Source organism: Campylobacter sp. IFREMER_LSEM_CL1097 (genome assembly GCF_025772225.1).
Classification (GTDB): Bacteria; Campylobacterota; Campylobacteria; order Campylobacterales; family Campylobacteraceae; genus Campylobacter_D; species Campylobacter_D lari_D.
The window spans coordinates 62,751-83,001 of record NZ_JAKMRT010000002.1; the positions used below are offsets into that span (position 1 = coordinate 62,751).

Genomic DNA, 20,251 nt, shown 5'->3' on the forward strand with positions numbered 1-20,251 from the left:
GATTATAGTTTTCTAACTAGAAAAAATAAAGGATGATAAGTCAAGGTATTTTGAAATTCTTTTTCATAGTTTTTTAAAAATGCCTTGCTTATAAAAAATTTATCACTCAAAGCATTTACTCCGCTTAATTTCAAATGCCTAAAAAGTTCCAAAGTATGATCAAATTTTAACTCTTTTAACTCTTCTTTTGTTTTTATGATCTTAAAATTTTTAGAAAGCTTTTGCCTAATTTGCTCTAAAGTTAAATACTCAAGTGATAAATTAGTGCTTTGTTTTATTTGAGTGAAATTTTTTTCTCCAAAAGTAGAAAAAAGCAAAATCCCATTTTTATTTAGCATGCTTGCAAAATTTTCTAAAAGCTCATCTATCTTTAGCCACTGCATACAAGCATTGGAAGCTATAAGATCAAATTTTTTCGTATAAAAATGATGATTTTTAAGTTCATTCATATCAAAAACACCAAATTCATCAAACTTACAAGGATTTTCAAAAGGATAAATATCATTTAAAAAATAATGCTTAAATTTAATACACTCTTGCAAAGCCTTACTAAAAACCCCTACTCCACAGCCAAACTCAAATACCGCTTTAAAATCGCTCAAATCATTCTCACTAAGCATTTTACAAAGCTCTTTAACCATGTCTTTTTGCACTGGTGTATTTGCGCTATAAGTATCTTTTGCTCTTATGAAAGTTTGCAAAGCTCTTCCCAAGTGTGGTATTTAAAAAATGCAAAATGTGGCTCATCGATAAACACTGCCTTTTCTTTGAAAAAATTTAAAACATGTTTTGGTGGAAAGATCTTATCATCTTTACTGATTATGGCTTTATCCCAAGTGAAATTTTCATTTAAGTTTTTAGTGCAAAACTCATATAAACTTAAAAGTTCTTCTTTTAAATACTCATTTTTTTCAAAGTAAAATTCATCACTTAAATTCATTCTTTTTTCAAGCAAATTTGCTTTAAAATCCTCTAAAGCAAATCTTTTTATCGTAAGTTTAAAAATGGCTTTTTTAATCCCAAATTCATCATTTATAGGTAAATTTGTGCCATTTATGGCTATTTTTTTATCAAATTTCATATCTTTTAAAATTTTACTCGCTATGCAAACTCCCATAGAAAAGCCAACAAGAGTGATTTTTTCAAATTTATGAAGATCAAATTCCCAATCAAAACTCGTATAATCATACGCCATTAAAACATTTACATCACTTTTTAAATGCGTAAAATGGCTAAAATGCGAGCAAAATCCTGAAAAAAATAAAATCAACTCAGATGAATTTGCATTTTCATGTAAAAAATGAGTTTTCAAAGTACCTCCAAAACCTTTTCTAAGTCTTTTTTCACTAAACCAGCATGCAAAGAAAAGCGAATTCTAGCTGTATTTTTAGCCACGGTTGGCTCTTTAATAGCAGGTGCAAAAATACCATTTTCTAAAAGCTTTTGTGAAATTTCACTAGCTAGTGCATTTTGCCCTAAAATAAAAGATATCACATAAGCCTCGCCTAAAACTGCACCTTTACTTGCTAAAGCATTTTTAAACCAAGTGCTTAACTCTAAAAGCTCTTTTCTTTGAGCATTAAATTCATGCAAATGCTTAAAAACATGCAAAGTCCAAGCTACATTGATAGGCGCAATGGCAGTTGAGTATATAAAGGCCCTTGCTTTGTTGATAAAAAAATCTTTTTCATCACTTATCATGCAAGCTCCCATGGAAGCTATGGCCTTACCAAAGGTAAAAACTAAAAAATCCACTTCCTTTTCTAAGCCTAAAAATTTCACATAACCCAAACCATCATCTCCAAAACAACCTATGCTATGAGCTTCATCAATATAAATTTTGATATTTTTAAATTCTTTTTTTAAATTTATGAATTCTTTTATAGGCGCAAAATCTCCATCCATACTAAATAGCGCTTCACTTATGATGATAATATTTTCAAATTCTTTATAATGCTTTTGCACTAAGCTTTGTAAATGCTTTATATCATTGTGTTTAAATCTTATAAATTTAGCCCCGCCAAGCCTTAAACCATCAATAATACTTGCATGCACTTGCTTATCTGCTAAAAACAAAGTATTTTTAATGCTTGCTAAAGCTTGCAAACAGCTAACATTTAAGGCATAGCCATTGTTAAAATGCAAGATTTTTCTGCCTAACTTAGCTTCTAAAAAGCTTTCAAATTCATCAAAAATCGCATAATTTCCACTCAAGCTTCTTGAACTTGAACTAGAAAATTTAAATTCTTTTAAATGTGTTAAAAAATCTTGCTTTAATGCTTTTTCATTGCTTAAATTTAAATAATCATTGCTTGCTAAATTTAGCAATTTTTGCTCATTATAAATAACATATTTTTCCTCATGTTTTAATGAGCGTAGAATTCTAAAATTATCTTGTTGTTTTAATGCATTTAAAATTTGTGCAATTTGCATTATTGTTTAAGCCTTGCGTAGTTTTGACAACCCTCATCGCTTTTTAAATCACAAGCCTTGCCAAAATATTCTAAAGCTTTAGAAAGATCCTTTCTAACACCTTTTCCATTTGCATACATAGCTCCAAGATTAGAACAGCCATCTCCACTATTTAAACTACATGCTTTTCTATAAAGCTCCACTGCTTTAAAATTATCCTTTTTTACGCCATACCCATTTGCATACATAGCTCCAAGATTAGAACAACCCAAACCATTATTTAAACCACAAGCTTGCTGAAATAATTCCATTGCCTTAAAATTATCTTTTTTTACTCCAAATCCGTCTATATACATAACTCCAAGATCAGAGCAACTTAAACTATCGTTCAAGTCGCAAGCTTTTTTATAAAATTCTACCGCTTTAAAATTATCTTTTTTTACCCCTTCACCAAATTTATACATAGCACCAACATTACCACAACCAAAACCATCATTTAAATCACAAGCTTGTTTGTAATACTTCATAGCATTTATATAATCACCACTCTCATAAGCTTTAAATCCTTTTACAAATAAATCCTCTTGCGAGTATGCAAAATTTAAAAATAAAATCGCCAAGATAATCAATACTTTTTTCATACTTTACCTCTAAATTTAAGATAAAAGCTAATTATATAAATATTTTCTAAATAATCCTTTTTCATTTTAAAGCATAAATTTGAGTAAAAATTATAGTATCATTAGTAATAAAAATCAAAGAAGTAAAAATGAATTTAAAAGAACTAGACTTAAAACACATTTGGCACCCTTGCACGCAAATGAGCGATCATGAGTTTTTACCTTTAATACCTATAAAAAAGGCTAAGGGAGTGTATTTGTATGATTTTGATGAAAAATCCTACATAGACTGCATTAGCTCTTGGTGGGTAAATATCTTTGGTCATTGTAATGAATACATCAATGAAAAAATCAAAGATCAACTTCAAAATTTAGAGCATGTCTTGCTTGCAGGCTTTTCACATGAGCCTATCATAAAGCTTTCGCAAAGACTTTGTAAGCTTTTACCTTTTGATAAATGCTTTTTTGCAGACAATGGTAGTTCAGCCATAGAAGTGGCTTTAAAAATGAGCTTTCAATACCACTTAAACAATGGCTCTAAAAAGGATAAATTCTTATCGCTTAGCAATTCTTACCACGGAGAAACCTTAGGCGCATTAAGCGTTGGCGATGTAGCACTTTATAAAAAAACCTACGAGCCTTTACTTTTAAAAAGTATCACAACACCTGTGCCAACAAGCAAGGACTATACAAAAGAACTTGAAATTTTAGAAAGTATTTTAAAAAATCATCATCATGAAATTTGTTCTTTTATACTCGAGCCTTTACTTCAATGTGCAGGCAATATGCATATGTACGAGCTTGGGTATTTAGATGAGGCAGTTAAACTTGCTAAAGATTATGGTGTGCAAGTGATATTTGATGAGATAGCCACAGGTTTTGGACGCACAGGGGAAATGTTTGCGCTTGATTATTGCTCACAAAGCATTGATTATATATGTCTTTCTAAAGCTATTACGGGTGGGTATTTACCACTTTCAGTGGTGCTTACTAAAGATGAAATTTATGAGAAATTTTATGATAGCTATGAGAGCCAAAAGGCCTTTTTACACTCTCACTCTTACACAGGTAATGCCTTAGCTTGTGCGGCGGCTAATGCGACTTTGGATATTTTTGAAAAAGAAAATATCATCGCAAAAAATAAAATCAAAAGTGCTTTTATAAAAACTCAATGGGAGAGTTTAAAAGAATTTGACTTTTTAGGAAATTTTAGAAATTTAGGCATGGTAAGTGCATTTGATATACAAAAAAGCAAATACCAAAGAGCAGGACTTGAAGTCTTTCAAAGAGCCTTAGAAAAAGGCTTGCTTTTAAGACCACTTGGAAATACAATTTATTTCATGCCACCATATGTTATAAATGAAGATGAAATTGCTTATATAGTGCAGTCTTTAAGAGAAATTTTCAAGGATTTTTGAAAGTTTTTTACACACTTTATCATCAAATTCTATGATAGGAATTTTAGCGTAATTGCTTATAAAATCCTTGCTAAAAGTATCTTGAGTTTTTAAGATTAAAGCAAGGATTTTAATATCTCTTTGTTTTAGTGCTTCTATGCTTAAAAGCGTGTGATTGATACTTCCTAGATAGTCTTTTGCGACTAAAATCGTAGGGTGCTTAAACGCACTCATATAATCAATCATTGTTTTTTCATCATCAAGGGGCGAAAAAAGCCCGCCAGCTAGCTCGATAATGAGTTTTTCACTTTGTGGAATTTGTATATCAAAAGCTTTATAATTTAAATTCTCTAAAATCCTACCTTTGTGCGGGGAAGCAGGGGTTTTTAAAAACACACCTTCTTTGAAAATCTTAGTTTTTGGGCTAAACTCAGCTACTACCTCGCTATCTTTTGGCATACCTGCTTGAATAAGCTTAAAATAATCAAAACCCAATTCTTTACAAATTCTAGCACTTAGATAAGTTTTACCAACATCTGTGTCTATACCACTAATGTATATTTTCATTTTAAACCTATGAAAGTATTTTTAAACCCACGGTGCAAGCAATGATAAGAGCAATCAAAAGAAGCTTTAAAAAGCTTTTGCTTTCTTTATAAAAAAGCACCCCTATGATAACCCCGCCTGCAGTTCCAGCTCCTGTCCATATAGAATAAGCCACACTCATAGCAATACTTTGCATGCTAAGGCTTAAAAATCCAAATGAAAAAGCAAAACACACTATCAAAGCTAAAAGATAAAGCTTATTTTTAGTGCTTACAAGTTGTTTCATGATAATCACACCAAAAATTTCAAAAGCGGTCGCTAAAAATAAAAAAAACCATTCCATTATTTAGCTTCCTTGCTAATGATTTTAAGGCCTATGATACTTAAAAGTAAAATGGCTATTAAAGTAAGCTTGGTAATAGAGCTTGGCTCATTGAAAATAAACATCTCATTAAGCACCACTCCAACCGTGCCAATACCTACAAAAACACTATAAGCAATACTTACTTCAAGTCTTTCACAAGCTTTTAAAAAACATGTAAAAGATATACAAACTCCAATGGCTGTTAAAGCATAATGCCAAATTTCAGTAGAGTATTTTAAACCACTTACCCAAAAACACTCAACCAAACCACCTAAAACTACCATAAACCAACCAAAATTAGAGCTTATTTTTGTTCTTTCAATCATAATCTACCTTTTTAAAAGTGCAAATTATAACCAAAATTACAAAATAATAAGCTCCTTGGTATTAAATTTTCTTACTTTCTACCTCTTTTAATATATCTTGAGAAATATCCCCTACTTCTTTAGTAGTTTCATTAGTAAAATTAGCTATTTTTACATTTTCTTTTGTGACATCTTCTAGTTGAATTATCGCATCATTGATTTGTGAAATACTTTGAGTTTGTTCATGCATTGATATAGAAACATCATTAACACTTTGAACTAAAATATTTACATTAGCTTCTATCTCACCTAAACTTCTTTCTGTCTTTTCAGCCAAATGACGCACCTCATCAGCAACCACAGCAAAACCTCTGCCATGTTCGCCCGCACGAGCAGCTTCTATGGCAGCATTTAATGCTAATAAATTTGTTTGTTCTGCTATGTCCTTGATCACATTTACTACTTCTTTAATATTTTCAGCTTGAGAAACAACCTCTGTAGTTTTACCTCCAACATTTTGCATAGAAATGTTTATTTGCTCTACTGCTTTTATGGATTTTTCCAAAGAATTTGATTGAGAATAAGTTCCATCAACAAGTTTTTGCATAAATTCTTCTAGTTTTTCACATTGTATAGTTAGTTTATGTGCAAATTTAGAAGAAGAAATCAACATCTTTTTGATTTCTGAACCTAAAACATTTGTTGTTATTTCTACACTTCCTTTTGCATTTTCAACCTGTGTTGAAAAATCTAAAGCCTTATAACTTTCAAGCACTCTATCAAGCTCGTTGATGTTTGATCCTATTTTCTCTTCTAAAATATCAAGCAATTCATTTAATACATTTTTTAACTCTATTAGTTGAGGATTTATAGGATCATTATCAATTCTAACAGATAAATCTCCAAGCTCTATCTCTTTCAACTTTTGAACACTTTCAAACACAGCCTTCTTGTCTTGCTTTAAATTCTTTTGGATATTTTTTATACCATTATTGATTTCTTTACCAATAATAGCAAATTCATCATTTCCTTTGATATTTAAATCTATATCTTTCATATCGCCTTTGTAGTTTAAACTTTCAAAAAAATCTTCTAAAGCTTCTTTAATAAATATAATTTTCTTAAGAAAATGCTCTATCATACCACCCAAAATAACGATAATAACAAGGACAAAAATCACACCAAATATAACTTGGGTAATTAAAAGTCCGTTTAAAACCTCATCATAATCACTCAAAGCATTAGAAGAACACAAAGTTAAAGAATTTTCTCCCATAATACACACAGCTAAGCGTTCTTGACCTTTAAGTTTATACAAAATCAAATCAGTAGTTTCATTTGGAGTTACACTTGCAACATTAACAAAATTTTTTAACACTTCTTTAACTTCATTGTCTTCGTAAAAATCTATATTAGCAGAAGAATGAGCTATCATTTCCTTTCTTTCATTGATTAAAAACACATTATTACTTGCAGTAGTTTTTAATCTTCCAAAAGCATTGCGTATATCATCTAGAAAAAACTCACCTGCTAAAACTCCATAAAATTTCCCATCAATAACAATCGGAATTGACACTGACAAAGCTATTTTTTTAGTTACGACATCTAAAAAAGGTTCTGAAATGCTTACCTTATTTTTATTTTTTGCATTTTGATACCACACGCGTTCTCTAGCATCAAAACCATCTTTTTCTTGATTTAAAATAAAATGTTTTCCTTTAGAATTAATATCTACATCAATCAAGCTACCATCTTTTTCATACCCAACATAAATAGCATTAAAAGAATAAAAACCAAACATCTTTTCTAAAAAAGAACCAATATATTCCTCACTTACATTTTTATGTTCAATAATATTTGCAGCGATTTTTTTAATATTCTCTATCTTGGTATTGAAGTATAAATCTGAAAAATTTTTTCCATTTTTAACACTTTCTTGCTTTCCACTTACAATACTTTGAAGAATATCCGTTTTAGACGAATAATAATTTAGTCCAACAAAAATACCAAATCCAACAACCAAAATCAAAGCTGTGAAAAATGATATTTTCTTAGCTACAATAGTTTTAAACATTAAAATACCTCCTAATTTTGTAATAAATATAAAAATATTTTAATTAATTTCTAAAAAATTTTTCAAAAATAACACCTATAAAAATAAAAAGTAGAATTTTTGTCCTAAAAATACTCATTTGTATAAATAAAAATAAATAACATCTATTTTTTTTAGTATCAATTGAACAATAAAGCATAAAAAACCTATCACAATAAAACTAACTAAAAAATTATTCTTATAACCTTAATCCAAAGTTGATTTTTTTGGCAAACACAAAGTGGCTATAAACATCACTGCGATAAGCACTGCTATATAAATAAAAAAACCATTTTCTATATTAGCATCTTTAAATTGCAAAGCAACCCAATTTGCAGAACCTCCAAAAATCGCATTAGAAATAGCATACCCAAAACCAACTCCTAAAGCTCTTACATGCTCTGGAAAAAGTTTGGCTTTAAAAATTCCTGCAACAGAAGTGTAAAAACTTAAAATAATAAACAACGCTACAACCAAAACAAAGACTAAATAAGTATTATTCTGTGCTTGATCTTGAATAATCATAAAAATAGGATATATCCCAAAAAAAGCTAAAATACAAAATATCACTAAAGATGTTTTATGTCCATATTTATCTCCTAATATTCCAAAAACTGGTTGTATCGCCATTAAAATAAATAAAGCTATAAGAAAAATATTATTGACTAAAATTTTATCCATCCCTGAATTTTCCATAAATATCTTAGTGTAAGTTGTAATAGTATAAAATGCCAAAGAACCGCCGGAAGTAATTCCAATAACAATTAAAAAAGACTTCCATGATTTTAGTAGTGCCTTGAATGAGCCTCTATCTTCGTGTTTTTTTAGTGTGCTAGAACTCTCGTTCATAATTTTTCTCACAAAAAGAGAACCAAGAGCTAATATACCGCCTACAACAAAAAGAATTCTCCATGCATATTCTTTCATATCATCAACACTAAAAAAACAAAACATTATACTAATACTTGCAACAGCTAATAACTGCCCTCCTATAAGAGTAACATATTGAAAAGAAGAATAAAACCCTTTTTTTCCCTCGCTAGCAAGCTCTGAAAGATAGGTAGCTACTATACCATATTCTCCACCAACACTTAAACCTTGAATCAACCTTGCAATTAAAAGTAATATAATGGCAAAATCTCCGACACTATCTTTACTTGGTAAAACCGCTATCATAAAAGATCCCAAAGCCATTAAAACTACAGAAAAAATCATAGAACTTTTACGGCCAATTTTATCTGCTAAAGATCCAAAAATCCAAGAACCAATAGGACGCATAAAAAATCCAATTGCAAAAACTGCAAAAGCATTGACTTGTTGAATTATAGGATTTGTAGATGTGGAAAAAGCGTGAGCAAAGTAAGTGGCAGTAAAAGCATAAATATAAAAATCAAACCATTCAACTAAATTTCCACTACTTGCGGCTATAATAGAACGAATTTTTTGCGCTTTTGTTAAAACATCATTTTTCATTTATATCCTTTTCAATCTTTTATTTATAATAAAATCAAAAAATAAATTTAAAGCTTAAATAAACCACCTAATTATATTTTTTGACTAATTTGAAAAAAAATGTTACAAAATAATAAATGAATAGAATAATGATTAACGCAGTTTAACTTTTTTAATGCCTCGAAGTTTAAAAATCTTTGAGGCTCCACTTTCAAAAAACTTTTCATCTACTATTTTATCTGCATTTTGCATAGCCCAATTTAGATCAAATTTTTTTCCATGAATGTTTGCAGAAGTAGAATAAAGCCAATCAAACTTTTTTAAAAATTCCTCATGAGTGCAATCTTTCACAACGCGTATTGCTTTAGAATTAGGATATAAAAAAGTAGTTTTTTTGGATTTTCTAATAGTATTTTTAAAATAATTTGGCACTCTTGTAAGTTTTTTAAGCTCACTAAATTTAGCCGTAGTAATTAAACAATCTTGCTTTAAGGGCCTTTTTTTTAAAGTATTAAGGGCTTTTAAGTCCTTACTTAAAAACCCTGCTGTTGTATCAGTTTGAGCAAGATAAATCATGTTTTTAAGTATTCTTGTAAGCTCTTTACTTCAAGACATGATTTATTTTGTATAGCTTTGATAGCTTTAATCCCCGCATAAGCTGCTCTTAGATTTGTAAAATATGGGATTTTAAAGCGTAAAATATTTGCTCTAATTTTTTTAGTGTCGCCTTTAAAACTATGCTCATCGCTAGTATTTATAGCAAGTTGAATTTGAGAATTTTTTAATTTATCCTCTACATTCGGGCGTCCTTCAGAAATTTTATGCACAAACTCACACTCCAAGCCCGCTTCTTGTAAAACTTTATAAGTTCCACTCGTAGCAATGATTTTAAATCCTAGCTTAATATACTCATTAGCTAAATCTACTGCATATTTTTTATCTTGCTCTCTTAGTGATAAAAACACATTACCACTTTCTGGTAAGAAATTTGAAGAAGCAAGTTGGCTTTTTGCATAAGAGTTATCAAAATCTTTACTTACTCCCATAACTTCACCGGTTGAGCGCATTTCAGGTCCAAGCTCAAGATCGCTTCCGCTAAGTTTAGCAAAAGGAAATACCACTGATTTTACACTAATATGTTTTGACTTTTTAGCTCTTAAAATTCCGTTTTTTTCCTCTACTACTTTAAAGGTGTCATAAAATTTCAAGCTTTCTCTTAAATTTCCTTGCCACATCACGCGCGTTGCAACCTTAGCTAAAGGAATTCCTGTAGCTTTGCTCACAAAAGGCACAGTTCTACTAGCTCTTGGATTTACTTCTATCATATAAAGTTTATTATCATAAATAGCAAATTGTATATTTAAAAGCCCTACTACACCTAAATTTAAAGCAATATTTTTTGTTTTTTGCTCAATCATTTCAAGCATAGCTTCATCAATATTTACAGCAGGCAAAGAGCAAGCACTATCACCTGAGTGAATTCCTGCTTCTTCAATATGCTCCATAATACCTGCTACATAAACTTCTTTTCCATCACTTATCGCATCTACATCAAGCTCAGTTGCATTATCTAAAAATTGATCGATTAATACCGGAGATTTATCACTCACATCTACTGCTTCTTGCATATAAAGTCTAAGCTCACTCTCATCATGCACTACACGCATTGCACGACCACCCAAAACATAACTTGGTCTAACAAGCACAGGATAACCTATCTCATTTGCTTTTATAATCGCTTCTTCTACACTTATGGCTGTGCCATTTTTAGGTTGATTTATACCTAGATCTTCAATAAATTTAGCAAATTTCTTTCTATCTTCAGCTAAATCTATTACCCTTGCACTTGTTCCTATAATCTTTGCTCCAAAAGCACTAAGGCGTTTTGCAAATTTAAGCGGGGTTTGACCACCAAAATGCACTATCACTCCATCGGGTCTTTCTCTATCAATAACCGCTCTTAAATGCTCAAAATCAATTGGCTCAAAATACAAAATATCGCTTGTATCATAATCTGTTGAAACCGTTTCTGGGTTACAATTATACATTATAGTTTTTACACCCATATCTTTTAGAGCAAAAGAAGCATGCACGCAAGCATAATCAAACTCAATGCCTTGTCCTATGCGGTTTGGTCCACCACCTATAATCATCACTTTTTTATCTTTTTTATCTTTACTTTCTTTTACTTGCGTAGCTTCATTTGTATTAATACTTGAGTATAAATACGGGGTTAGTGCTTCAAATTCTCCTGCACAAGTATCTACTTCACTATATTGAGCGATGATTTTGTGTTTAATTCTTGCATAATAAATATCATTTTGGCTTAACTCAAGATTATCTTTTTGATTAATTAAGCTAGCAATTTTTTTATCTGAAAAACCTAAGGTTTTAGCTTTTCTTAATAGTTGCTTATTACTTAAAATATCCATATCTATTTGATTTTCAAATTCCACTATTTCTTTGATTTGATTTAAAAACCAAGGATCTATTTTGCAAAGCTCAAAAAGCTCTTGTGTGCTAAAACCTTCTCTAAAAGCTTGTGCTATATAAAGTAAGCGTTTTTCATTAGCTTGGCGAATTTTTGCTAAAAGCTCATTTTTATCACATTCTATAGTATCAAACCCACTTAAATTTCTCTCAAGTGAGCAAAGTGCTTTTTGAATGCTTTCTTTAAAAGTTCTCCCTATAGCCATAACCTCACCCACGCTTTTCATAGCAGTGCCAAGCTCTGTGCTTGCATTTGGGAATTTTTCAAAAGTAAAACGAGGAATTTTAGTTACGATATAATCAATTACCGGTTCAAATGAAGCAGGAGTTCCTGTGATATCATTTTTAATCTCATCTAAACTAAATCCAACTGCTAAAAGCGTAGCTACCTTAGCTATAGGATAGCCCGTAGCTTTACTAGCTAGGGCTGAAGATCTTGAAACCCTAGGATTCATTTCAATAACTATCATTCTACCATTAGTTGGATTGATAGCAAATTGCACATTTGATCCACCTGTATCTACTCCAATTTCTCTTAAAATAGCAAAAGAAGCATTACGCATCGCTTGGTATTCTTTATCAGTAAGTGTTAAAGCAGGAGCTATAGTAATAGAATCGCCTGTATGAACCCCCATAGGATCGACATTTTCAATAGAGCAAACGATAATACAATTGTCATTTTTATCTCTAATGACCTCCATTTCGTATTCTTTCCAACCAAGTAAGCTTTCTTCGATTAAAATTTCATGGATAGGGCTTAGCGCTAAAGCAGTATTTGCAAGTTCTGCAAACTCATCCATATTATACACCACGCCACTTCCTGCACCACCTAAGGTAAAAGAAGCTCTAATCATCAAAGGAAAACCAATCTCATCAACAGCTTTTAAAGCTTCTTCATAATTATACGCATACATAGATTTTGGTAAATCCATGCCAATTTTTTTCATGCATTCTTTAAAAACTTGTCTGTCTTCGCCTTTTTTAATCGCTTCAGGATTTGCACCTAAAAATTTTACATCTGCAAGCTCGCCACTTTCATAAACTTCCATAGCAACATTCAAAGCAACTTGGCCACCCATAGTAGGTAAAATCGCATCGATTTTTTCTTTTTTGATAATACTTAGAATACTTTCTTTGGTAATTGGTTCTATATAAGTTGCATCAGCAAATTCAGGATCTGTCATAATCGTAGCCGGATTAGAATTGATCAAAACTACTCTATAACCTAGCTCTTTTAAAGTTTTTGCCGCTTGAGTTCCTGAGTAATCAAACTCACAAGCTTGACCTATAATGATAGGCCCACTGCCTATTAATAATATATTTTTTATATCTGTTCTTTTTGGCATGTATTTTCCTAAGCTGAATTTTTAGCCAAATTATAACAAATATAAGTTTTTTAGAAGTTGAATTTAACAAAGAATTTAGCTCTTAAAGAGCTAAATTTTATTGACGCTTACCAAAAGTTATAGCATAAGCTTCATTTCTTACATCAAATAAAGGATCTTGTGGTGGATTAACCCCTTGAGGTACATCCGAAGGAAAATATACATCAAAATTACAATCTTCATCGCTCAAGGCATTAACCTTAAAAGTCCCAACTAAACTTTCTTTGTGCTTACCACTCCATAAAGCCGTTGTTTCATTGGTAATATCATTTTTATTTGCATATACTAAATACATTTTATACTCAACCGGCTTATTAGCTTTTACACGATTTTGGAAATCTTCTTTTAAAAAATCACTACTCGCACTTTTCATTTGTGCTTCATTTAAATATGCCACACCTTCACTTGGAACTAATTTCCATCTTGCTGGTAAATAGTTTTCTCCGTTTGCTTGTTTAAAATAAAAAGTATGAATACTAAAAAATGGAGTATTTGCTACACTTTTACTAATGCCAATTTTATCAGTATATGCAGCAAAATTTCTATAAGAATCAACCTCTTGCATCATCTTGCTTATTTTTTCTTGATCGACTTTACCATTTACAGGAAGTCTCATTTCAAAAAACTGACCGAATTCTTTAGGATTTTTTGCGAAATTTATTTCTGTATTTAGCATAACCATAGTCCAAGAAGCAGAATCTTTAGGATCAGTAATTCTAATAGCCATACCTCTTGTTTTGCTTTTATCATCTTTAAAAGCTCCACCCAAAGAATATCTTACTTGGATTGGCAAACTTTTTTGTGTTAACAAAGGCACATCAACTTCTTTATTAATAGACAAAGCTGGCTCAAAAGTTCCCATAGCACAAAAGCCTTTTGCATGATTAACTTTTGCTTTTGGATTTTTAGGATCAGCATTAAGTTGATAAAAAATATCTGCTATTTTTTTGTGCATCATATTCCACTTCATTTGCATAAATAGCACCACTTAAACAGCAAAAAGCTAAACAACTACTGATATATTTTTTCATTTAATCTCCTAAATTTTTAAAATTCGGAGATAATTCTAATATTTAATAGTAAATAATAATTTATATCAACTAAAATAAATAACTTTTTATTAAAAATTTTCTACCATATAAAAATAACTTGGTACTTTCATTTTTACATAAGGTTTAACATATGCATTTTGATAGGCGCCTTCTTCTTCTATTTTAAAAATTTCGCCCACTGGAATTCCTGAAAAGAAAATCTCATCTAAGCCACTTGTATAAACCTTATCACCCATTTTAAGTTCAAGCCATTTAGGAATATATTTAACTAAAACATAATCATTTCTACCATGAGCTATACCTGGTGCTTGTTCCTTACCTATATATACGGAAAAAATACACTCTTCATCACCTTGTAAAAGTCCCAAAGCTCTACCATTTTTTTCTATAACTATGCCTGCTGTATAGCCATTATAAATTAAGCCTTTAATTTTTCCTTTATAATCCACATCAAGCCAAACCTTATGATAATCGCTAATTTGAGCATAAGAAGTTGCCTTAACTAAACTAACATTAGGATAATAAAAACTTGAATTTTTATCACTTAAAATATTGTTTAATTCATTGGCAAAGTTTTTCATATAGATATTGTTTTTTTCAAGTTCAGCATTTCTTTCTCTTAATTTTTTAATTTCTTGAGCTTGATTAAAATGCTCATTAAATTTATCTTTTAAAAGATTAATGCTTTGAGAAAACTGATTAACAATAGCAATATTTAAATCTAAAACATTTCGTTTTATTATATCTCCATAATAAAACGAAACAAACACTAAAAAAGATAAAATTAAAACACTAAGAATTTTACTCTTCATTCGTTAGTTGGTGCAATAAAGAAATTTCTTCCAAAGCTTTACCTGTGCCTTTTGCCACTGCTAAAAGTGGCTCATCAGCTACATATACTGGAAGTTTTACAATTTCAGATAAATATTTATCAAGACCGCGTATTAAAGCTCCGCCTCCTGTTAAAACAACACCATTTTCAACAATATCAGCTGCAAGATCAGGCGGCATCATTTCAAGAACGATTTTTAATGCATCAGCAATTTCTTTTAAATGCTCACGCATAGCCTCTCTTACATCTTCACTTGTTAACTCTATTCTATTTAACAATCCTGTTACTTGATCGCGTCCTTTAACTACCATAGAAAGCTCTTTTGGAAGCTGAACTGCTGAGCCTATTGCGATTTTGATTTCCTCGCCCGTTCTTTCACCTATGACAAGATTGTATTTTTCTTTTACATAATTTACTATACTAGTATCAAGCTTATCACCAGCTGTTCGGATAGATTTTGAAATCACAAGACCGCCTAAAGAAGTAACACCAATTTCAGTAGTACCACCGCCAATATCTACCACCAAGCTCCCTTGAGGCTCTCTAATTGGTAAATTTGCACCAATAGCTGCTGCCATAGGTTCTTCTATCAAAAATACTTCTCTAGCACCCGCACTTAACGCACTTTCTCTAACCGCTTTTCTTTCTACTTGGGTTAATCCATAAGGAACCGAAATGATAATTCTAGGTCTTAAAAAAGATTTTCTTCTATGAGTTTTTTCTATAAAATAACGGATCATTTTTTCAGTCATATCAAAATCAGCAATCACACCATCTTTCATAGGACGGATTGCTTCGATATTACCTGGGGTTTTTCCTACCATTTCCTTAGCTTCTTTTCCAACAGCTAAAATTTTAACCCTACCATATCTTTCACGCTCTACTGCAACAACCGAAGGTTCATCAATCACTATACCTTTATCTTTTACCAAAACTAAAGTATTTGCAGTACCTAAGTCAATCCCCATATCGCTTGAAAAAAATCCAATTATTTGATCTAAAATCATTCTCAGCCTTTAACTTTTTTATTTTTTATAAATAAAGGTTTTGCACCTTCTTTGATCACTTCTTTAGTAATTACTATGCTATATCCATTATACTCTGGCAAATCAAACATCAAATCTACCATCATTTCTTCAATAATACTTCTTAAACCTCTAGCGCCTGTTTTACGCTCTAGCGAAAGCTTAGCAATCTCTCTTAACGCTTCATCTTCAAATTTTAATTCCACATTGTCAATTGCAAAAAGTTTTTGATATTGCTTAATAATGGCATTTTTTGGCTCAGTTAAAATACGCACCATGCTTTCTTCATCAAGCTCTTCTAAAGAAGCAAGTACATGCAATCTTCCTATAAGTTCAGGAATAAGCCCAAAATGCACCAAATCATCAGGCTCTAGTCTTTGAAGTAAAGCTTCTTTTTCATCTTTTTTATCATCAGTAAAAAAGCCCATGACATTATCGCCTAATTTTCTTTTAATAATATCACTAATACCATCAAAAGCCCCGCCACACACAAATAAAATATTAGTTGTATCTATTTGTATGAAGTCTTGATTTGGGTGTTTTCTACCGCCTTTTGGTGGGATATTTACCAAAGATCCTTCGATAATTTTGAGTAAGGCTTGTTGCACGCCCTCACCACTTACATCTCTTGTAATGGAGCGATTTTCACCCATTCTTGCGATTTTATCTATCTCATCGATAAATATAATCCCTTTTTGTGCTCTTTGCACATCTCCATCAGCAGCTTGTAAAAGACGAGTAAGGATATTTTCAACATCTTCTCCCACATAACCTGCTTCAGTTAAAGAAGTCGCATCACAAATTGCGATAGGAACATCTAAAAATCTAGCTAAAGTCTGTGCTAGTAAAGTTTTTCCACTTCCCGTTGGGCCTACTAATAAAATATTTGATTTTGCTAATTCTGTATCATCATCTTCTAAGTCAGATCTAAAAAGCCTTTTGTAGTGATTATATACCCCTACACTAAAGATTTTTTTAGCTCTATCTTGCCCGATAACATATTTATCTAAATATGCTTTTAATTCCTTAGGAGTAATATCTTTAAAATTTTCTTTATCAACTTCTTTATTTTTTAATTCTTTTTCCTCTCCAAAGAAAATATTGCAAGCACTTTCGGCACAATACTCACATATAAAGGCATTATTATAATCATTTACTAAAATTCTTCTTTCACTTGTTTCTATTTCATTGCAAAAACTACATCTTTTAACCATGATTTTTTTCCTTATATATAGGAATTCCTCTTTTTGTTTCTAAGATAAAATTACACATTTTTTTCACATTTTCACTAGAAGTATTTTCTAGCAAACTTAAAGCATTATCTTTTAAACTTCCTTGTCTGAATAAAAATTTAAAAGCCTTGCTTAAAACATCCACCTCTTCTTTATCAAAGCGTCTTCTAATGCCTACTAAATTTAAACTTCTAATGCTTGCTCGATTTCCTTCAGCTAAGCAAAATGGCACCACATCTTGAGAAAGCGCACTAGCACCTGCTATCATACACCCCTCACCTACCTTAACAAACTGATGTATTGGAGTAAGTCCACCTACCACAGTATAATCTCCAAGTTCCACATGACCTGCTAAAGTAGCATTATTTGCTAAAATAATATTATCTCCAAGCAAACAATCATGTGCAATATGAGAATAAGCCATTATAAAAGCATTATCACCTATTCTTGTAAAACCATCGCCCTTAGCTGTACCTGAATTTATAGTAACAAATTCTCTAATAACTGCATTTTTTCCTATAATAACACCTGAATTTATCTCATCTTTATAAGATATATCTTGTGGAATATCTCCAACTATGGCATAAGAAAAAACTTTAGAATTTTCACCTATGCTTACATTAGGTAAAATTCTTGCACCTTGTTTGATGATAGTATTTGCACCTATATTGGCATTTTTTCCAACATAAGCATAGGCTTCTACTACAACACTATCTGCTATGATAGCTCCATCTTCTATAACAGCACTTGGATGAATTTTGCTCATCATTTATCTACTATCATAGCTTTAAGTTCAGCTTCTGCAACCAATTGTCCATCAACAAAAGCTTTTCCTTGAAAAATCCACATATTTCCACGATTTTTTACCACACTCATCTCATAATCAAGCCTATCACCTGGACGCACTGGATTTCTAAATTTAGCATTATCAATGCCTGTAAAATATACTACTTTAGTGCTTGGATCTACCTTATCATCCATGCTTTCAAATGCTAAAACCCCTCCAGTTTGTGCCATACCTTCTAAAATTAACACACCCGGGTAAATTGGATGATCTGGAAAATGCCCCATAAAGACATGGTCGCTTATACTAATATTTTTATAACCTCTAACAACTTCTTTATTTTTTAATTCTACGATTTTATCTACAAGTAAAAATGGATACCTATGTGGTAAAATTTTTTGAATTTGCATTACATCTATCATAAATTTAGCCTTAAAATATATTCAAAATTCAGATTTTACAAAAAAAATATTAACAAACTAGTTAAGTTTTATAACTTCACAATCTTTTCTTTACTATCAAAATAAATTTCACTTTTTGCTATAAATTCATAAGCGCCTTTAATAATATTTTCAACAATAACCACCGGCGAAAGATCATAAGCACCAAAATACTTTTGCCTTATTTTGATTTCTTGCTCTATTTTTAAAGGATTTTGTAAAAAATCTTCAAAATTTTTAAATCGCATTTTGCACAAATTATTTAAATAATCAAAACTCCATAAATTAATCTCATCCTTTGCACTTTTATAGCACTTTAAATCCTCTTCTAAAATGCTAAATTTAGTGTAAGAATTTTTAAAATGAGAATAAAATAAAACATGAGTTTTTATGGCTTTTTTGTTTTCTTTTATCAAAGCTCTTAGTAAGCGATAATTTAAAAATTTCTCTCTTTGAATTTCAAATTTAACACCCTTTTTTTCTAATTTTTTTACTTGATTGTAAAATTTTATCTTTTCTTCTATGCTTGAAGGTAATATTTGTTTATTTACAGGACTCATAAGCTCATCTATAAAAGCTTTTTGGCCTTTTTGTTTAGAAAGTGCATAAATACACCCACAATAATTTTGATGATAAAGCATATCTTGCTTAGCTAAGGCAAATTGTCTTTGCGTGCCTCCATTTTTTCTAAAATCAGGTGCCAAAAACTCTATACCAAATTTATCGCATTCTTTTTGTAAAGCTAATTTTAGCTGCTCTAAGTCTTTTTTAGGGGATGTTAAAAGGGTTGTTGTAAGTTTTTTTTCACCAATTTTTTGAGCAAATTCAACACTTTTATGCATTCTAAAATCAAAACAAATTTGACATCTTGCGCCTTTTTCAGGCTCGTCTTCATAACCCTTTACACTCTCAAGCCATTTTTCATACTCATATTCACCTTTATAAAGCTTAACACCCAATTTATCACAACTACGCTTAACATCTAAAAATCTAAGTTCATGCTCACTATAAGGATGAATATTTGGATCATAAAAAAAACCTATAATTTTCTCATCAGGATAAGTTTTGCTTAATTCTTGTATAAAATAATGACTATCCACACTACAGCAAATATGCACTAGCATAATTCTTTTAATACCTTAAAAGCATGGTCTTTAGCTTTTACATTTTTATAAATTTTTGAGATTTTTCCATTTTCATCAATCACAAAAGTAGATCTTATAAGCCCCTCATACTCTTTACCATAATTTTTCTTTAAACCCCAAGCACCATAAAGTTTACAAATTTCTTTTTCACTATCGCTTAATAAAGTGTGTTTTAAATCATATTTTTTTATGAAATTTTCATGCGATTTAACACTATCTGGACTAATACCTATAATCACAGCATTTTGCTCTAAAAAATCCTCATAACTTTGACTAAATTCACAAGCTTGTGTGGTACAACCTGGGGTGTTATCTTTTGGATAAAAATACAAAATAATTTTTTTACCCAAGAAATCACTTAAAGAAATTTTAACTCCATCTTGATTTAAAAGTTCAAACACAGGAGCTTTATCACCAATTTGCAATTCTTTCATTTTTTATCTTTCAATCTTAATTTTTCTACACTTTCGCCACCAAAAGCAATATTATATGGCTCAATATCTTCTAACATGATCACTATATTTTGCTTTGGCTTGTTGTATTTTGTATGTAAAAGTTCTGTAATATCTGCTATTAAATCTTCTTTTTGTGTTTTGCTAAATTCTGGTTTAGCTAATTTGATATTTATAATTGGCATGATTTTTCCTTGTTTCAAATATAACAATTTTACTATATTCT

At 30.7% G+C, this 20,251-nt stretch carries 21 protein-coding genes and 1 pseudogene; 1 reads left to right on the forward strand and 21 read right to left on the reverse strand.

Going from position 1 to position 20,251, the window contains the following annotated elements; all coding sequences use genetic code 11:
• Positions 1–2 precede the first annotated feature (2 nt).
• Genes L8W64_RS01115 through L8W64_RS01130 form a run of 4 tightly spaced genes read right to left on the reverse strand, consistent with a single transcriptional unit; the run spans position 3 to position 3,053 of the window.
• A complete protein-coding gene (locus L8W64_RS01115; protein WP_263659508.1) occupies positions 3–701 on the reverse strand; it encodes a methyltransferase domain-containing protein in 699 nt (232 codons plus the stop codon).
• Positions 686–1,312: a pimeloyl-ACP methyl esterase BioG family protein gene (locus L8W64_RS01120; protein WP_263662775.1), complete on the reverse strand. Its 627-nt coding sequence runs from the start codon at positions 1,310–1,312 to the stop codon at positions 686–688. Before L8W64_RS01120 ends, L8W64_RS01115 begins: the two co-directional genes overlap by 16 nt.
• Positions 1,309–2,433, reverse strand: a complete 1,125-nt coding sequence (locus tag L8W64_RS01125; protein ID WP_263672669.1) for an aminotransferase class I/II-fold pyridoxal phosphate-dependent enzyme — start codon at positions 2,431–2,433, stop codon at positions 1,309–1,311. The genes L8W64_RS01120 and L8W64_RS01125 overlap by 4 nt, the downstream gene beginning before the upstream one ends.
• Entirely contained in the window at positions 2,433–3,053 is a 621-nt protein-coding gene (locus L8W64_RS01130; RefSeq protein ID WP_039627081.1) for a TPR repeat protein, Sel1 subfamily, read from the reverse strand. The genes L8W64_RS01125 and L8W64_RS01130 overlap by 1 nt, the downstream gene beginning before the upstream one ends.
• 128 nt (positions 3,054–3,181) lie before the next feature.
• On the opposite strand from L8W64_RS01130, the gene L8W64_RS01135 reads away from it, so the two are divergent.
• Entirely contained in the window at positions 3,182–4,450 is a 1,269-nt protein-coding gene (locus tag L8W64_RS01135; protein ID WP_263661496.1) for an adenosylmethionine--8-amino-7-oxononanoate transaminase, read from the forward strand.
• Here L8W64_RS01135 and bioD read toward each other — a convergent pair.
• The 17 genes and pseudogenes from bioD to L8W64_RS01220 all read right to left on the reverse strand — a co-directional run bounded on the left by bioD (position 4,424) and on the right by L8W64_RS01220 (position 20,210).
• Positions 4,424–4,996 (reverse strand): dethiobiotin synthase, encoded by a 573-nt coding sequence (gene bioD, locus L8W64_RS01140; RefSeq protein ID WP_263661497.1) that lies wholly within the window; start codon positions 4,994–4,996, stop codon positions 4,424–4,426. The genes L8W64_RS01135 and bioD overlap by 27 nt on opposite strands.
• Before the next feature lie 7 nt (positions 4,997–5,003).
• Positions 5,004–5,318 (reverse strand): DMT family transporter, encoded by a 315-nt coding sequence (locus L8W64_RS01145; protein WP_220566562.1) that lies wholly within the window; start codon positions 5,316–5,318, stop codon positions 5,004–5,006.
• Complete coding sequence (locus L8W64_RS01150; protein ID WP_263661498.1) at positions 5,318–5,665, reverse strand: DMT family transporter; 348 nt, start codon at positions 5,663–5,665, stop codon at positions 5,318–5,320. The genes L8W64_RS01145 and L8W64_RS01150 overlap by 1 nt, the downstream gene beginning before the upstream one ends.
• A 61-nt stretch (positions 5,666–5,726) precedes the next feature.
• A complete protein-coding gene (locus L8W64_RS08945) occupies positions 5,727–6,920 on the reverse strand; it encodes a methyl-accepting chemotaxis protein (protein ID WP_404842198.1) in 1,194 nt (397 codons plus the stop codon).
• A 21-nt stretch (positions 6,921–6,941) separates the two neighbouring features.
• A pseudogene (locus L8W64_RS08950) lies at positions 6,942–7,718 on the reverse strand (cache domain-containing protein); the annotation flags it as partial.
• A 225-nt stretch (positions 7,719–7,943) separates the two neighbouring features.
• Positions 7,944–9,209, reverse strand: coding sequence for an MFS transporter (locus L8W64_RS01165; protein WP_263660464.1), 1,266 nt, complete (start codon positions 9,207–9,209; stop codon positions 7,944–7,946).
• A 132-nt stretch (positions 9,210–9,341) separates the two neighbouring features.
• Positions 9,342–9,764, reverse strand: coding sequence for a Sua5 YciO YrdC YwlC family protein (locus L8W64_RS01170; protein WP_133319514.1), 423 nt, complete (start codon positions 9,762–9,764; stop codon positions 9,342–9,344).
• Positions 9,761–13,024, reverse strand: a complete 3,264-nt coding sequence (gene carB / locus L8W64_RS01175; protein ID WP_263672670.1) for a carbamoyl-phosphate synthase large subunit — start codon at positions 13,022–13,024, stop codon at positions 9,761–9,763. Before carB ends, L8W64_RS01170 begins: the two co-directional genes overlap by 4 nt.
• Before the next feature lie 97 nt (positions 13,025–13,121).
• A complete protein-coding gene (locus tag L8W64_RS01180) occupies positions 13,122–14,021 on the reverse strand; it encodes a catalase (RefSeq protein WP_412175209.1) in 900 nt (299 codons plus the stop codon).
• Between the two features lie 162 nt (positions 14,022–14,183).
• Complete coding sequence (gene mreC, locus L8W64_RS01185) at positions 14,184–14,927, reverse strand: rod shape-determining protein MreC (protein ID WP_133319511.1); 744 nt, start codon at positions 14,925–14,927, stop codon at positions 14,184–14,186.
• A complete protein-coding gene (locus L8W64_RS01190) occupies positions 14,917–15,954 on the reverse strand; it encodes a rod shape-determining protein (RefSeq protein WP_012662095.1) in 1,038 nt (345 codons plus the stop codon). Before L8W64_RS01190 ends, mreC begins: the two co-directional genes overlap by 11 nt.
• A 2-nt stretch (positions 15,955–15,956) precedes the next feature.
• Positions 15,957–17,186: an ATP-dependent Clp protease ATP-binding subunit ClpX gene (gene clpX / locus L8W64_RS01195; protein ID WP_039619273.1), complete on the reverse strand. Its 1,230-nt coding sequence runs from the start codon at positions 17,184–17,186 to the stop codon at positions 15,957–15,959.
• Positions 17,179–17,970 carry an acyl-ACP--UDP-N-acetylglucosamine O-acyltransferase gene (lpxA, locus tag L8W64_RS01200; protein ID WP_133319571.1) on the reverse strand — a complete coding sequence of 264 codons (792 nt, stop codon included), beginning with the start codon at positions 17,968–17,970 and terminating at the stop codon, positions 17,179–17,181. The genes clpX and lpxA overlap by 8 nt, the downstream gene beginning before the upstream one ends.
• A complete protein-coding gene (fabZ, locus tag L8W64_RS01205) occupies positions 17,970–18,410 on the reverse strand; it encodes a 3-hydroxyacyl-ACP dehydratase FabZ (RefSeq protein ID WP_039619275.1) in 441 nt (146 codons plus the stop codon). Before fabZ ends, lpxA begins: the two co-directional genes overlap by 1 nt.
• Positions 18,411–18,478: 68 nt before the next feature.
• The gene (locus L8W64_RS01210; RefSeq protein ID WP_263672672.1) at positions 18,479–19,552 is read right to left on the reverse strand and encodes an epoxyqueuosine reductase QueH; all 1,074 of its coding nucleotides are present in this window, start codon (positions 19,550–19,552) and stop codon (positions 18,479–18,481) included.
• The gene (gene bcp / locus L8W64_RS01215) at positions 19,546–20,007 is read right to left on the reverse strand and encodes a thioredoxin-dependent thiol peroxidase (RefSeq protein ID WP_263659520.1); all 462 of its coding nucleotides are present in this window, start codon (positions 20,005–20,007) and stop codon (positions 19,546–19,548) included. The genes L8W64_RS01210 and bcp overlap by 7 nt, the downstream gene beginning before the upstream one ends.
• Positions 20,004–20,210, reverse strand: coding sequence for a tautomerase family protein (locus L8W64_RS01220; RefSeq protein WP_263672674.1), 207 nt, complete (start codon positions 20,208–20,210; stop codon positions 20,004–20,006). Before L8W64_RS01220 ends, bcp begins: the two co-directional genes overlap by 4 nt.
• Positions 20,211–20,251: the final 41 nt, after the last annotated feature.